Here is a 14,175-nt window from a genome sequence, read left to right on the forward strand (position 1 = left end):
ACCAAATGACACTCACATCAATACTGCTCACTCTTGTTGTAATTGCTATTGGCTTCTACGTTGCTGGCAACAAGTCTGTGAAGTCAGAGCTTGTTCAAGGGATTAAGTTCCACTCCTTAACCAACTACTATGGTTTATGGAATGCAGCGCTTGCATTTTTCCCAGCCACTATCGTTTTAATTCTTTGGTCAACGATAGATCTTCAACTATTCAAAATTTGGATTAGAGATTTTTATCCAGTCAGCACTCTTGAAGCGGGTGGATCAAAGGAGATTGTGGCACTTGCCATGATTGAGAACCTTATCGCCGGTATTCAATTCGGTGAGCCCGAACTCTGGGTCAAACAGGCCGCCGAAGCTTGGAGTCAATGGGCATCTATCTCTACTACCCTAAAGACGATTGTAGTTCTAGCCCTTGCAGTTATTGGGGGGGTGTATGGATACCGACAAATAGATCCCAGCTTCCGCGCCCGCAATAACGTTGAAAAACTGATTTCGTTTGGTCTTATAGCCGCTTCGACTATTGCGATTTTGACCACTGTAGGCATTGTTCTATCAGTTATTTTTGAAACAATCCGATTCTTTCAGTTAGTCCCACCTACAGATTTTATATTTGGCACTGAGTGGAATCCCCAGTTTGAAGGCGCTGAACGCGCGGGATCTGGTGGCGGAACGGCAACCTACGGCATGCTGCCAATGTTTGTAGGCACTCTTTTAATATCCTCGATTGCTCTTTTCGTCGCAGTTCCGGTTGGACTGGCTAGTGCTATCTACTTAGCAGAGTACGCATCACCTAAGGTGCGATCTACAGTGAAACCGCTTCTAGAAATTTTGGCTGGCGTACCCACTGTTGTGTATGGATTTTTCGCAGCACTTACCGTCGCGCCAGCACTTAAAACTTGGGGAGACTCTCTAGGGGTAAACGTCTCCTCAGAATCTGCATTAGCTGCTGGTTTAGTCATGGGGGTAATGATCATCCCATTTGTCTCTTCACTCTCAGATGATGTAATAAACGCAGTGCCTCAATCACTTCGCGATGCTGCATATGGTCTTGGTTCTACTAAAAGTGAAACCACTCTGCAGGTCGTTATCCCTGCAGCGCTTCCTGGCATTGTCGCAGCGGTTATTTTGGCTGTGTCACGTGCAGTAGGTGAAACCATGATCGTCGTCATGGCTGCAGGTTTGGCTGCAAATTTATCATTCAATCCACTGGACGCTGTAACAACAGTGACATCTCAGATCGTTACTATTCTTGTAGGCGATCAAGAGTTTGAGTCTGCCAAAACTCTTTCTGCTTTCGCGCTCGCCACAATGCTGATCATTTTGACCTTAGGTCTAAACTTTTTCGCACTGCAGATTGTTAAGAAGTACAGGGAACAATATGACTAAAAGTTCGTTTACAAGCCTCTCTCCTCAGGAGGCTAGCGCACTGGTCGAAGCATCACTGGTGCAACGCCGGAAAAAAGAGAAGCGATTCCGCCTTCTAGGCTTATCTGCTGTCGCCATCTCGCTCGCGTTCCTGGTCATTCTATTTTCTGGGATTCTAAGTAAGGGTCTGCCAGGAATGTTTCAGTACTATGTTGAGCTGGAAGTTAACCTCGATAGGACTCGCTTGGATCCGCAGGGGGACCTATCAGATGTCTCAATGTTTGCAGGTGAAGCAGACCAGGTCATTCTAGAAGCCGCTCTTAAATCAATTGGCGAAGAGGGCGGGCGTAAAACCAAAAAAGCACTAAGAAAAATGCTGTCATCTGGCTCTTCACTGCGCCTTATTGAGTACGTTCAACAACATCCTGAACAATTTGGCACCAACCAATCCCTTAAGTTTGCGCTAGATGATGATATCGACTCACTGCTACGTGGTTTCATAAAGAGAGAGACTCCAGAAGCGGACCGCCGCATTAATGACTTCACCATCTCAATCGTCGATAAGTGGAGTGATTCTGGACTGATTAGCTATGAGTTAAGCGACTATCTATTTTTTGGTTCTGCATCCCGAGACGCCGAAATGGCGGGCATTAAAGGCGCACTCATTGGTTCACTTCTGACCCTAGTTATCTGTGTCAGTATCGCCTTTCCTCTAGGGGTCGCTGCGGCTGTATATCTCGAAGAGATTGCGCCAAAAAATCGTTTTACTGAGATCATCGAGATCAACATTAACAATTTGGCAGCTGTACCATCTGTGGTGTTTGGCATCATGGGGCTGGCGATCTTTATCGTTACCTTCGGTATGCCTCGTTCGGTACCCTTGGTGGGGGGCATAGTGTTAGCTTTGATGACACTGCCAACTATCATCATCTCGTCGCGTGCAGCTATTCGTGCAGTTCCACCGAGTATTCGCGACGCAGCGCTGGGAATTGGTGCATCGAAGATGCAGACCATTTTCCACCATGTTATCCCGCTGGCCATGCCTGGCATGCTGACAGGTACGATAATTGGCATGGCACAAGCGTTGGGTGAAACGGCACCACTTCTAATGATTGGCATGGTTGCCTTTATCGTGGATATTCCGGGTGCTGTCACTGATCCTGCAACGGTACTTCCTGTTCAAATTTTCATGTGGGCTGACTTTCCAGAGCGAATGTTCGTTCAGAAAACCAGCGCTGCAATTATTGTTCTACTGGCATTTCTTATCACGATGAACGCATCGGCTATAGCGCTGCGCAAAAAACTCGAAAGACGTTGGTAAGGACTACAAGATGACCAGTTTTACACAGATAAACTATTCGGCGGACAAAATGATGGAAACACTTAAAACCAAAACGACCGGCAATGTATTTGTTGATACGCCTAGAATTACCGCGCGAGATGTGAACATTTATTACGGCGACAAACATGCAATCAAAAATGTAACGATTGATATTGGTGAACAAGAGGTGATTGCATTTATCGGCCCATCAGGTTGCGGTAAGTCGACCTTCCTTAGATCTCTTAACCGCATGAATGACACCATTGATATCTGCCGAGTTGAGGGTGTGATTAAACTTGATGGCAAAGATATCTATGCCCCATCTGTTGATGTCGTTCCACTTCGTGCTCGTGTTGGCATGGTTTTTCAGAAGCCAAATCCGTTCCCAAAATCGATCTATGACAACATTGCTTATGGCCCACGCATTCATGGCCTAACTCGTAACAAGAGTGAGCTGGATGACATAGTCGAATCGGCACTTGAGAAAGCCGGTTTATGGAGTGAAGTTAAGGACCGATTAGACTCACCTGGAACGGGGCTCTCAGGAGGACAGCAGCAGCGCCTATGTATAGCTCGCGCTATAGCGGTCAGCCCAGAGGTAATTTTGATGGATGAACCTTGCTCTGCGCTCGATCCAATCGCCACAGCTAAGGTAGAGGAGTTAATCGAAGAGCTTAAGACTCAGTACACGATTGTTATCGTGACCCACTCAATGCAGCAGGCTGCTCGAGTGTCCGATCGTACCGCCTATTTCCACCTTGGTGATTTAGTTGAAGTTGGCAAAACTGAGCAGATATTCACCAACCCAGCTCACCAGTTAACCCAAGATTACATCACCGGTCGTTTCGGATAAGGTCAGAGCTGAAACTCTATGCGCATCTCAATACCAAACTGCTTCAAGTATGACTCTTCGCGCTCAAGGTCAGCTATGAGGAGTGGGTATTCATCCCCTATCGATGCATTGATGGAGAGCGTCAAAAGCTCACCATTAAATTCGACTGAGGGGAGCTCCGGAAATTCAGCACTTCGACTTAGATGCCAAAGCACCGAGAGGCGCAGCAAGATGATTAAGGCAACGGCGTGCTTTTTCGACAGCATGCCGAGATTAGTCACCAAAGAGCGTTTGATTCTCTTACGATGCAATCGAACCATCAGCGCGACAAGCTTCTGCTGGTCGAAGCTAAAGCCCGCCAAGTTGGAGTGTTCTAGGATATATGCTGAGTGTTTCTGCAAACCGCTTGAGTTGATATTTAAACCGATCTCATGGGTCAGCGCTGCGTATTGAAGGTAACGCCGCGTAAACACAGGCAAGCGCAAATCAGGGGCAAGCTGGCGCCAGAGTTTAATCGCCGTGTCGGAGACTCGCTCGGCCTGTGCTACATCAACATGATAACGCGCCATTAGGGAGCGGATCGCGCGTGAACGTGTATCCAGTTGGTCGCTTGCTGCAGAGTTAAATTCAGCTAGCAGGCCTTCGCGCAACGCACCAGAAGAGAACTTCGCCTCCTCTATACCTAAGCTTGAAAATACTGCATCAAGAATCGCTAAGCCGCCTACGAACAGCTGCATGCGTTGTGAGCTAATCCCCTTAGTCGCCTTGCTTGATAACTCATTTTTAACGGCTAATTTACGCAGCTCTTTGATCGATTCGGGAGTGATTTTCCCCGCTTCAAAACCGATATTTTCGCTGGCCAACGCAATTGCTTGGGCTGTACCAGAAGTACAACGGACCTGATTCCAACCGATAGCAGAAAAATGTGCGGAAAAACGCTCTAACTGCTGTTGTGCATAAAGTTTAGCGCGCTTGTAGGATGCCTTATCGACACCCTTCTTGAAGAAGGCCTCAGTAAAACTAACTGACCCCATGGTATGAGAACGACCTAGCTCAATTGAGCTCTCGCGACCCAAAGCAACCTCTGTTGAGCCGCCGCCTATATCAATCACCAAGGTATCGCCGACAAGATGTTCAGAGCTAGATACACCAAGGTGAACTAGGCGCGCCTCCTCCTGACCACTAATAATTTCAATATCGTAGGGAAAGACCTGGCGAGCTAACGCAAGAAACTCACTGCGATTTTTGGCGACGCGAAGAGTGTGGGTTCCGACTACGCGCACCGTGCAATTGGGAAAGGAGGTGAGCTGCTCTGCAAAAGTTTTCAGGACAGCAACGCCGCGCTCAATCGCCTCATCTGAGAGGTTATTTTTGGCATCCAAACCCTGAGCAAGGCGAACACGCTCTTTGTGTTTAAAGAGATGCTGGACATCATCGTGCAGTTTACGCACAACAAGCATGTGAAAGCTGTTGGATCCTAGATCAATAGCAGCAAAATGACGATTTTCGGACTCAACCTTGTCGTTCACGCGAGCGCTCCAACTGTTTTAAATAATCATAAATTGCCATTTGTGAACGCACTCGCTTACGGTTGCCACGCTTAACATAACCATTGCTTTGATCTGCATCCAAAACACGGGCTTTAATATTATCGCGCCACTGCAAGTCCATCTGATCTTTGATAATTTTGCGCAGGTTCTTATCTAAAATTGGACAACCGACCTCGATACGATGGTCAATATTTCGTGTCATCCAATCGGCAGAGGAGACGATCATCTTACGCTCACCGCCAGCATAAAACAGAGCGACACGCGAATGCTCTAGATATCGATCAACAATACTGATGATTTTTATATTTTCACTCTGGCCTTTAATGCCCGCCTGAATGTTACACATACCTCGAACGATAAGACGGATTTTCACACCCGCTTCACTGGCCTCATAAAGTTTATTAGACAACCCCTCATCGACCAGGTTATTTACCTTGAGGAATATCTCTGCCCTATTACCGTTACGCGCGGCTTCGATCTCATCATCGATAAGCGCATAGATTGGCTCACGGCTATAGTTTGGACTGACCTGAAGGTGTTTAAACTTAAAGTTCTTGTAAGGGTTGATAATAAAATCAAAGACTTTCGCTAGCTCTGAGGTAATTTCTGGGTTTTTAGTGAAAAGACCAAAGTCGGTGTACACGCGGGCCGTCTTCTCGTTCAAGTTACCGGTACTGATGTATCCATAGGAGACCTCTTCACCCTCCTCTTCGCGAATAACATGAATAATTTTGGCATGACATTTCAAAGAGGAGACGCCAAATTCAACGACTACGCCTGCTTCCGTTAATTCACGTGCCCACTCAATATTTGCCTCTTCATCGAATCGAGCACTCAGCTCAACGATGACAATAACCTTCTTGCCGTTCTTAACCGCCTCAATTAACGATTTAAGAATTTGGCTATTGTTCGCAACACGATAGACGGTAACTTGAATCTGCTTAACTGCCGGATCGAAGGATGCCGCTCGCACAAAATCGGTTAGATAACGAAATTTGTAGTAGGGATAGTGAAGTAAAATATCCTCTTTACTAATCGCATCGAACACATTGATTGCACTATCGAATTGGGAGCTGTTGAGTGCTGAGAGTTTCTCATTTTCCAAATAACGCGGGCCCATATTTGGAAATTTAATGAAGTCTTTAAAGTTACGGTAACGACCACTTGCCGTAGTCTCTACCCCAGGCTCCAGCCCCAAGTTTTCACACATGTAGTTGAACATGTAGTCTGGCATCATTTCATCGTGAACCAGACGGACTGGACGGTTTGTATCGCGCTGTTTAATACCCTGAGACATCTTCTCGAGAAGCGACAGCTCAACGTCACGTTCAAGGTCGTAATCCGCATCACGGGTCACTTTTACGGCAAACATCTCTGCAGATTCAAACTCGATAAAGCCGTCGAAAATGTCATTCACACAGTAACGAATCGCGTTATCAAGAACGATAATGGGTTTGCGGCGCTGACCCTTAATGCGTGGCAACTGAATGAAACGGCTAGTTTGATCCGATGGGATATCTAACAGCACGTACTGTGTCTTATCGCCGTTATGAAGTGCACACATTAAATATGCATCTTCATCGTTCATGACATTAGCAAGCTTTGTGTTGTCGCCAATCAGGATCGGAGTTATATGGTGTAGCACCTCATCGCGAAAGTACTTACGAAGCCACTCCCCCTCTTTCTCATTCAACTGATCGTTGTTAATCAGGAAGATATTGCGTCTTACCAGCCCTTTAATGACCTCAACATGTATCTCATTGAATCTAACCGCGAGTGACTGAACCTTGTTGTTAACACGTTCAAGTAGCTCTTCTGCTGGCATACCCTGCGGCTGCACTTTGCCTGCTTGTTCTAAACGTAAACGGCGATGCAGATCAGCAACACGTACCCGAAAGAATTCGTCTAGGTTGCTTGAGTAGATACCAAGGAAACGAACCCTCTCTATAATAGGGACGCTCGTATCGGCAGCCTCTTGGAGCACACGCTCATTAAAGGACAACCAACTTAACTCTTTCTCAAATAGATGCATTACACCTTCCGGGTTTAGTTAGACTCAATGCGATAGATAAGTCTGTTCGGTATTAATCATCATAAGTTTTCTGAGGAGCTAAGCCTACCCTTTGAGGATAAATTTTCCCTTTAAATCAAATGCAAACGCACTGTCATAAATCTCTAACATTTCTCTGCAATACTGCTTCGTCAACGATATTAAAACGCCTTTAGAAGAGGGTTAGAAATGAACGAGAGTAACAATATTTACTCACAACACACCTCGCATAAGTTTAATGAAGAGCTAGAAAAACTCCGCTCGGATTTCTTAGAGATGGGAATGCTTGTTAAGCAGCAAGTTAAAGACTCTCTGCATGCGCTTTTAAATCGAGATGTCGCCCTTGCTGAGTTAACCGAGCAGCTTGACCACAAGACTAATAAGTTTGAGAACTCAATCGATCGTGACTGTGAACATATCATCGCTCTGCGTCAGCCAGCGGCTGTTGATCTTCGCTTGGTGCTATCGATCAACAGAGCAGTTGTGGATCTGGAGCGCATTGGCGATGAAGCTTCACGCGTCGCTAAGCAAGCCATCGACCTGACCAAAAATGATGGGCGCACCAATAGCCTCCATGAGGTGAGCCACATAGGGGAGCTTGTCACTGAGATGCTTAACAGCGTTCTCGTCGCATTTGAGACTGGTGATGTTGAACTTGCCTACAAGGTCGTTAAAAGCGACCACGATGTAGACCGCGAATATCAATCTGCAATGCGCTCTTTGATTACCTTCATGATGGAGGATTCACGTGCAATTAGCAGCGTCCTCAATATCATCTGGATTCTCCGATCTTTGGAACGTATTGGCGATCATGCTTGTAACCTTGCAGAACAGGTTATCTATCAGGTCAGTGGCACCGATGTTCGTCACATGGATACAGGTGAGATCAAAAAGGTGGTGAGGGAATAACTGTACGACCGCAGAGGCCACCTCAGGGTGGCTTTGTTGTTTTCATCTCTTTCGCGCTTCATACTATCTCGCATGAGATACGAATTAGAGCGCTCCCGTGATTACTGCCGATAAACTTCATGCCGCCTGGCAGCTTATGCGTGCTGATAAACCGATAGGCACCTATTTGCTCCTCTGGCCAACGCTATGGGCGCTCTGGATCGCTGCTGAGGGCTTTCCACGACTCGATCTTCTCTTCATTTTTGTTGTAGGTGTGTGGGTTACACGCTCTGCTGGATGCGTTATTAATGACTTTGCTGATCGTAAAGTAGATGGCCACGTTAAACGCACTAAAGACCGGCCTTTACCAGCAGGCAGAATCACCAGCAAAGAGGCAATTACGCTTTTTGTAAGCTTGATGCTGGTCGCTTTTGTTCTGGTTCTATTTACCAATACTGCAGCCATCATGCTCTCCCCCATCGCGCTGTTGCTCGCTTTTAGCTACCCCTTTATGAAACGCTACACCCACTTCCCACAGGTGGTGTTGGGCATGGCCTTTGGCTGGGGAATACCAATGGCTTTTGCTGCGACCACAGGTGAAGTTGGGCTAATTGGCTGGCTAGTCTTCTTAGCAAAGATACTCTGGACCGTTGCTTACGATACGCAATATGCCATGGTTGACCGTGATGATGACCTGAAAATTGGCATTAAATCGACTGCCGTCTTCTTTGGCCAATACGACAAGATAGCAATTGCGGGCCTGCATGCTGCATCAATTCTCGTACTGATTTATATAGGCCAGCTCGCGGGGCTGGGATTCTGGTTTCATGCTGGACTTGTAGGTGCAGTAGTGTTCTTTATTTACCAACAGTGGCTGATTCGAGACCGTGATCGAATGCGCTGTTTTCAAGCTTTTTTAAATAATCATTATGCAGAACTGGTGGTCCTCATCGGTCTTGCGATTGATTACGCCATATAACTGATTATTGTCATCTTTTTGTCATGAAAGCATCATTTAATGAAGTCATCGAAAACAGTGAGAGAGTGACGATGAGTCGAGCTAGACGCATACTAATTGTCGATGATGAATCAGCGATTCGTGAAATGATAGTCATGGCCCTAGAGTTAGCTGGGTATGAAACGCTAGAGGCAGGCGACGCTAAAACGGCACATGCTATGGTCGTTGATGAGCAGCCTGACATGATGCTATTGGATTGGATGATGCCTGGAACAAGCGGTATTGAACTGGCTAAGCGCTTACGTTCAGATCCAACCACTAAAGACCTCCCTATCATCATGCTGACCGCAAAAGCAGATGAGGATAATAAGGTTCAAGGTCTTGAAGCCGGCATAGATGACTACATCACCAAACCTTTTTCACCCAAAGAGCTTATTGCTCGGCTCAAAGCGGTTTTAAGACGAAGCTTACCTGAAGAGGATGAGGGCTCAATCTCTGTTGGCGGAATTATTTTAGATCCTGTTTCACACCGCGTATCCGATGCTGCTGGAAATTCACTAAGCCTTGGCCCAACAGAATTTAAACTTCTACATATGTTTATGACCCACCAAGATAGGGCATACTCACGTGGCCAGCTTCTCGATATGGTTTGGGGTGGTAATGTCTACGTGGAAGAGCGAACCGTTGATGTTCATATCAGACGGCTTCGCAAAGCACTTGGGCCAGACCTGGGCAACTTAATTCAGACAGTCCGCGGAACAGGCTATCGCTTCTCGACCAAACTTTAGGATCCAATAGTGACAAGATCGATCATACGCCAACTGTTCACTTTACTGAGTTTCTTACTCTTAGGTGTATTGATCGGTTTTATCTTTGAGCTAGATCTTGCCATTTCGACTCTGGCTTCCCTCACTATCTGGGCAATCACATACATCCTATTAATCGCAAAGCTCGTTGCTTGGAGCGATCGTGGCTTCAACTCCGAAGAGCCAACTTCGTTGTTTGAGTTCCAAAAACTGAGTACCGCATTCAAACACTATCGTGATCAAACAGAGGCTGAGTTTGACGAGATACACGAGGATATAGACCAGTTTCAAGCGGCAACTGCAGCGATGGAAGATGCCATCGTAATCATCAATAAAGATGGCACGATTGAGTGGTGGAATAACTCGGCTGAAGAGTCCTTAGAACTCACGATCGAGCAGAAGCACAAAACTGTTCCAGAGATTTTTTCTGATCCTGAATTTCTTAATTTCTACGAAAATAGCGACGAGAAGGGCTCATTTAAGAGCGAATCGGGCACTCATCAGCGCATTTTAGAGTTCAGGGTACATCCGTTTGGTGCTGGCGACAGAGTACTTGTTGCCCGCGATATTACAGAGAACGAAAAGTTCGAGCAGATGCGTCACACCTTCCTAGCTAACGCATCTCATGAGCTAAGAACGCCAATTACAGTTATTCACGGTTATCTAGAAACGCTGCAGGATCAGGAGCTTGCTCTGCCAGTAAAACGTGCGATTCAATCTATGCAGTCACAGAGTAATCGCATGGTCGCACTCATCTCCGATCTACTTACGCTATCCCGTCTCGAGACCAGTGCTGAGAATAGAAGCCGCCAGCCGATTCACGTGCATCAAATGCTTAAGTCGATTGCAGATGAGGCGCGCGAGGTCTCTGGTGATAATCAACACCAGATATCCCTCTCAATGGACGATGGATTTGATATCTTAGGTAATGAAGGTGAGTTACGCAGCGCACTCTCAAACCTCGTCTTCAATGCGGTGCGCTACACTCCAGCGCATGGCTCAATCGAAGTTAAACTGGAAACAGTGGATAAAGGGGTCCTCTTCTCCGTCACTGATTCAGGTGTGGGAATTGCAGCAGAGCACATTCCGCGTATTACTGAGCGTTTCTACCGCGTTGATGAGGGGCGTTCTAGAGATAACGGTGGTACAGGGCTTGGATTGGCGATCGTTAAGCATGTTCTTGTAAGACATAACTCGAAACTGGGGGTTTCAAGTAAACTTGGTGAGGGCAGCCGTTTCAGCTGCATCTTCCCAGCAGAGCGTGTTACTCAGAACAGCAATCTTTCTGAAGCTTAAGCCCAGCCATCTCTGGCTCATACTCCTCCACCCAAAACAGGGTCGCGCCAATAACGGCCGCTGGCATAAGGATGAGATTTAAAAGCGGCACTAGCATTCCCAACTGAACAACCGATCCAAACCCCAGCGCAGACCAACGACGCTGGCCTAACAGACCCTTCATCTGCTTGAAACTCACACCGTTGTTATCCATCGGATAGTCGATGTACTGAATCGCCATCATCCAGGCTGAAAAGATAAACCATAGCACCGGAGTAACTAGGTTAATCAGCGGAATAAACCCTATGATAAAAAGAAGCACGAGACGCGGGATAAAGTAGGCCAATTTTGCCAACTCACGCACGATAGCGCGTGGCACCATGCGCCATAAACTTGGAGGTTCACTGAGTATCGCACCACGCGCACGCTGCTCTACTCGCTCAGCCAAGATGCCGTTAAAAGGCGCTGCAATGATGTTGGCTATTACTGAAAATCCGTAATAGACCAAAAGCACTAAAAGCACCGCAAAGAGAGGCCAAAGTAGAAATACTAGGTACTCCAACCACCCCCAATCCGGTAGCCATAATTTAATTAGGGCATCGACCCAAGCCGAAAAGTTACTGACTAGAGCAAAGATGGCGAAGGCGAAGATAAAGGTGTTAATTAAAAGCGGAACAAGTACAAACGCTCGCAAGCCAGGCTCAGCAAGCATTTTCAGGCCTCGCGCTAGATAGGCGGGGCCGGATAGAGGATTATTCACTCTCATTAAGCGAAGAAGTTCAAATAGACACGAATCACAACCGCTAGGATCATCAAGCTAAGACCACTGCGATTAATTTTGAACTCAGTCGCTGAGTAGTTAATCAGCGGTTCCCAGAATCGAACGATTGCGCTCCACTCACCTGTCCGTTTGCCATACATAACTAACGAGGTTGCAAACACGGCAAGGCCAACCCAGAACAGGAATGGTTCAATCGTTGCGAGTAGTTGATTCATTAGGATCCCCCTTCTAATTATTGTTTACAGAATAGCTGCTTCTGGCGCATCAGCAGACGACAGCCATCACTGCGTGCATTCAAATCGTAACAAGCGAAGCGCGCCCACTCTTTCTCATCATTGGTCGCCTCTTCGTTATAGGCGGGTACGTCTGCACAAAATCCCTCTGAGGCAGTCGCTGCACTCCAGCACCCTCTTAGGTAATGACCTGCATCGATCGCTGTTGTTGCCTCTAGGTCCTGGGCGATCTGCTTTACCGCGTCATCCATACAAGCCTGCTGGTTTTGCACTTTGCCCTGCTCTAACCCCTTTTCGTAGAAGGCAGTGGCCGCTGCGGTACGTTCAGCATTGAAATCTGCTAACCACTGGTCACCAGACACCTGTGCCCAGATAAAGAAAGCAACAACCGCAGCGAAGATAGAGCCCCAAATCAACTTTTTCATTCTGTTCTGTTAACTCTTGATGGCTTGTATAAGCCGATAATTGTCATGAATAGGCCGACAACACTCAACAACATGCCGCCATTGACCAATATTGGGTAGCGCACCATAAAGGGTATAAATGGGTGTTTTGCTTCTAGATCACAGAGCGACTCTTGGTAGTTCCAGGAACCACCGCTAGCCAAGCAGGCTTGAATATCACTCTGCTCCATCATAAAACCGGCCATCAATGCGACAGCCGGAATGCAGAGAAGAAGGAGACCGATGCGCAGCATTAATCGTCGTCGCTGATACCGATGTTAGAGATGCCCTGGTTTTTGCCCAGTTCGCGCAGCGCTTTGATTGTGCTTGGCGATTGCTTAGCGCCCTTGATGAGCTCTAGCACCTCTTCTTGGAAAGCATCTTCGTCTTGCGTCAGGTCGTGGGTATTGATGAGACGCACAACCTCTTCATCCGACATCTGATCATTCGCTTCAGCAAACTCGATGTAGGCCGAGATAGTTTCGTATGACAGGTTAGAGACAGCTACCGCCTCACCTGGCTCTTTCTCGATCTTACACACCAATGTAGCAAAGAGCGCCAGCATCGCATCACGCGCTGGAATGGCACCAAACATGTCGTACTCATCCAGATCGACAATGTTATCTTCAACATGATCGATTTGAACTTCGTAGTTCATCTTGCTGCCGGTTAGAGCCAGCTCATCCCACACACCATCTAGGACTGTTCGCATCTTCTTCAGATCACCGAAGTCGATTAAGCGGGCAAAGAGAGCAAAGTTTAGGAACATTCGCTCAGTGAGGGCCGCACAGAAAGCGACCTGTTGCCAGGGCTCTAAGTCACGGATTTCGTTTTCTAGCTCGTTGGGGTCTAGCATCGCTTCGCTCTCTTGCTCGTTCGTAGTTGAGGTTTAAAGACGTACTTCTATGCCACGCTCACGCATGTAGGCTTTCGCTTCTGGCACAGTGTATTCATTAAAGTGGAAGATCGATGCGGCTAAAACAGCATCTGCTTTACCCTCGATACAACCTTCAACTAGGTGATCTAGATTACCCACGCCACCTGAGGCAATCACTGGAATGTTGACCGCTTCTGAAACAGCGCGTGTAACACCCAAGTCATAGCCATTTTTAACGCCATCTTGGTCCATTGAGGTAAGAAGAATCTCACCTGCACCAAGCTCTTCCATCTTTTTCGCCCACTCGACAGCATCTAAACCTGTTGGCTTACGACCACCGTGAGTGAAGATCTCCCAGCGACCCTCTTCATCAGGTGCTGAGACACGTTTAGCATCAATCGCTACAACGATACATTGGCTACCAAAACGATCGGCTGCCTCTTTCACAAACTCTGGATTGAATACGGCAGCAGTATTAATTGAGACCTTGTCAGCGCCAGCATTAAGTAGCGTACGAATATCTTCACAGGTACGCACACCACCACCTACAGTCAGTGGAATGAAAACCTGCGAGGCCATGCGCTCAACGGTATGCACCATTGTGTCGCGGCCCTCATGGCTTGCTGTTATATCTAAGAAGGTTATCTCATCTGCACCCTGCTCATCGTAACGACGGGCCACTTCAACTGGGTCACCTGCATCACGGATATCGAGGAACTTCACGCCTTTAACAACGCGCCCGTTCTCTACATCAAGACAAGGAATAATTCGCTTAGCCAGAGCCATTCAATAAT

The 14,175-nt window shown here is 47.1% G+C and carries 15 protein-coding genes; 7 read left to right on the forward strand and 8 right to left on the reverse strand.

The features are described from left to right. The first annotated feature begins 5 nt into the window (after window positions 1-5). From pstC to pstB, 3 genes are read left to right on the forward strand one after another with little or no spacing between them, the layout of a single operon-like run. Window positions 6-1,388 (forward strand): phosphate ABC transporter permease subunit PstC, encoded by a 1,383-nt coding sequence (pstC, locus tag HH196_RS08870; RefSeq protein ID WP_169451765.1) that lies wholly within the window; start codon window positions 6-8, stop codon window positions 1,386-1,388. Beyond that, a complete protein-coding gene (gene pstA / locus HH196_RS08875) occupies window positions 1,381-2,688 on the forward strand; it encodes a phosphate ABC transporter permease PstA (RefSeq protein WP_169451766.1) in 1,308 nt (435 codons plus the stop codon). Before pstC ends, pstA begins: the two co-directional genes overlap by 8 nt. A gap of 10 nt (window positions 2,689-2,698) precedes the next feature. Further along, window positions 2,699-3,541 carry a phosphate ABC transporter ATP-binding protein PstB gene (gene pstB / locus HH196_RS08880; protein WP_169451767.1) on the forward strand — a complete coding sequence of 281 codons (843 nt, stop codon included), beginning with the start codon at window positions 2,699-2,701 and terminating at the stop codon, window positions 3,539-3,541. A gap of 2 nt (window positions 3,542-3,543) precedes the next feature. Here the strand turns inward: pstB and HH196_RS08885 are convergent, their stop codons facing one another. Both HH196_RS08885 and ppk1 read right to left on the reverse strand, forming a co-directional pair. Continuing rightward, complete coding sequence (locus HH196_RS08885; protein WP_169451768.1) at window positions 3,544-5,049, reverse strand: exopolyphosphatase; 1,506 nt, start codon at window positions 5,047-5,049, stop codon at window positions 3,544-3,546. Next, complete coding sequence (ppk1, locus tag HH196_RS08890; RefSeq protein ID WP_169451769.1) at window positions 5,033-7,102, reverse strand: polyphosphate kinase 1; 2,070 nt, start codon at window positions 7,100-7,102, stop codon at window positions 5,033-5,035. Before ppk1 ends, HH196_RS08885 begins: the two co-directional genes overlap by 17 nt. A gap of 207 nt (window positions 7,103-7,309) precedes the next feature. On the opposite strand from ppk1, the gene phoU reads away from it, so the two are divergent. From phoU to phoR, 4 genes are all read left to right on the forward strand, one after another. Continuing rightward, a complete protein-coding gene (gene phoU, locus HH196_RS08895) occupies window positions 7,310-8,029 on the forward strand; it encodes a phosphate signaling complex protein PhoU (protein ID WP_169451770.1) in 720 nt (239 codons plus the stop codon). Between the two features lie 136 nt (window positions 8,030-8,165). Further along, window positions 8,166-8,987 (forward strand): 4-hydroxybenzoate octaprenyltransferase, encoded by an 822-nt coding sequence (gene ubiA / locus HH196_RS08900; protein ID WP_169452368.1) that lies wholly within the window; start codon window positions 8,166-8,168, stop codon window positions 8,985-8,987. A 71-nt stretch (window positions 8,988-9,058) separates the two neighbouring features. Continuing rightward, a complete protein-coding gene (phoB, locus tag HH196_RS08905) occupies window positions 9,059-9,754 on the forward strand; it encodes a phosphate regulon transcriptional regulator PhoB (protein ID WP_169451771.1) in 696 nt (231 codons plus the stop codon). Between the two features lie 9 nt (window positions 9,755-9,763). Continuing rightward, window positions 9,764-11,068 (forward strand): phosphate regulon sensor histidine kinase PhoR, encoded by a 1,305-nt coding sequence (gene phoR, locus HH196_RS08910; RefSeq protein ID WP_169451772.1) that lies wholly within the window; start codon window positions 9,764-9,766, stop codon window positions 11,066-11,068. On the opposite strand, the gene cysZ is transcribed toward phoR, so the two are convergent. The 6 genes from cysZ to hisF are packed head-to-tail and all read right to left on the reverse strand — an operon-like array spanning window position 11,037 to window position 14,167. Beyond that, on the reverse strand, window positions 11,037-11,813 hold the full coding sequence (gene cysZ / locus HH196_RS08915) for a sulfate transporter CysZ (protein WP_211160778.1): 777 nt from the start codon (window positions 11,811-11,813) through the stop codon (window positions 11,037-11,039). The two genes, phoR and cysZ, sit on opposite strands and share 32 nt — an antisense overlap. After that, window positions 11,813-12,043: a hypothetical protein gene (locus HH196_RS08920; protein WP_169451774.1), complete on the reverse strand. Its 231-nt coding sequence runs from the start codon at window positions 12,041-12,043 to the stop codon at window positions 11,813-11,815. Before HH196_RS08920 ends, cysZ begins: the two co-directional genes overlap by 1 nt. A gap of 17 nt (window positions 12,044-12,060) precedes the next feature. Further along, on the reverse strand, window positions 12,061-12,486 hold the full coding sequence (locus tag HH196_RS08925) for a hypothetical protein (RefSeq protein ID WP_169451775.1): 426 nt from the start codon (window positions 12,484-12,486) through the stop codon (window positions 12,061-12,063). After that, window positions 12,483-12,758 (reverse strand): hypothetical protein, encoded by a 276-nt coding sequence (locus HH196_RS08930; protein ID WP_169451776.1) that lies wholly within the window; start codon window positions 12,756-12,758, stop codon window positions 12,483-12,485. Before HH196_RS08930 ends, HH196_RS08925 begins: the two co-directional genes overlap by 4 nt. Next, window positions 12,758-13,360, reverse strand: a complete 603-nt coding sequence (locus HH196_RS08935; RefSeq protein ID WP_169451777.1) for a YjaG family protein — start codon at window positions 13,358-13,360, stop codon at window positions 12,758-12,760. The genes HH196_RS08930 and HH196_RS08935 overlap by 1 nt, the downstream gene beginning before the upstream one ends. 33 nt (window positions 13,361-13,393) lie before the next feature. Next, the gene (gene hisF, locus HH196_RS08940; RefSeq protein ID WP_169451778.1) at window positions 13,394-14,167 is read right to left on the reverse strand and encodes an imidazole glycerol phosphate synthase subunit HisF; all 774 of its coding nucleotides are present in this window, start codon (window positions 14,165-14,167) and stop codon (window positions 13,394-13,396) included. Between the last annotated feature and the right edge of the window lie 8 nt (window positions 14,168-14,175).

This window comes from Marinobacterium sp. LSUCC0821 (assembly GCF_012848475.1).
Classification (GTDB): Bacteria; Pseudomonadota; Gammaproteobacteria; order Pseudomonadales; family Balneatricaceae; genus Marinobacterium_E.

Bases quoted from the DNA above. Each gene is read 5' to 3' on its own strand.
- pstC (WP_169451765.1), top strand. From the start codon at position 6: ATGACACTCACATCAATACTGCTCACTCTTGTTGTAATTGCTATTGGC.
- pstA (WP_169451766.1), top strand. From the start codon at position 1,381: ATGACTAAAAGTTCGTTTACAAGCCTCTCTCCTCAGGAGGCTAGCGCA.
- pstB (WP_169451767.1), top strand. From the start codon at position 2,699: ATGACCAGTTTTACACAGATAAACTATTCGGCGGACAAAATGATGGAA.
- ppk1 (WP_169451769.1), bottom strand. From the start codon at position 7,102: ATGCATCTATTTGAGAAAGAGTTAAGTTGGTTGTCCTTTAATGAGCGT.
- phoU (WP_169451770.1), top strand. From the start codon at position 7,310: ATGAACGAGAGTAACAATATTTACTCACAACACACCTCGCATAAGTTT.
- ubiA (WP_169452368.1), top strand. From the start codon at position 8,166: ATGCGTGCTGATAAACCGATAGGCACCTATTTGCTCCTCTGGCCAACG.
- phoB (WP_169451771.1), top strand. From the start codon at position 9,059: ATGAGTCGAGCTAGACGCATACTAATTGTCGATGATGAATCAGCGATT.
- cysZ (WP_211160778.1), bottom strand. From the start codon at position 11,813: ATGAGAGTGAATAATCCTCTATCCGGCCCCGCCTATCTAGCGCGAGGC.
- HH196_RS08920 (WP_169451774.1), bottom strand. From the start codon at position 12,043: ATGAATCAACTACTCGCAACGATTGAACCATTCCTGTTCTGGGTTGGC.
- HH196_RS08925 (WP_169451775.1), bottom strand. From the start codon at position 12,486: ATGAAAAAGTTGATTTGGGGCTCTATCTTCGCTGCGGTTGTTGCTTTC.
- HH196_RS08930 (WP_169451776.1), bottom strand. From the start codon at position 12,758: ATGCTGCGCATCGGTCTCCTTCTTCTCTGCATTCCGGCTGTCGCATTG.
- HH196_RS08935 (WP_169451777.1), bottom strand. From the start codon at position 13,360: ATGCTAGACCCCAACGAGCTAGAAAACGAAATCCGTGACTTAGAGCCC.
- hisF (WP_169451778.1), bottom strand. From the start codon at position 14,167: ATGGCTCTGGCTAAGCGAATTATTCCTTGTCTTGATGTAGAGAACGGG.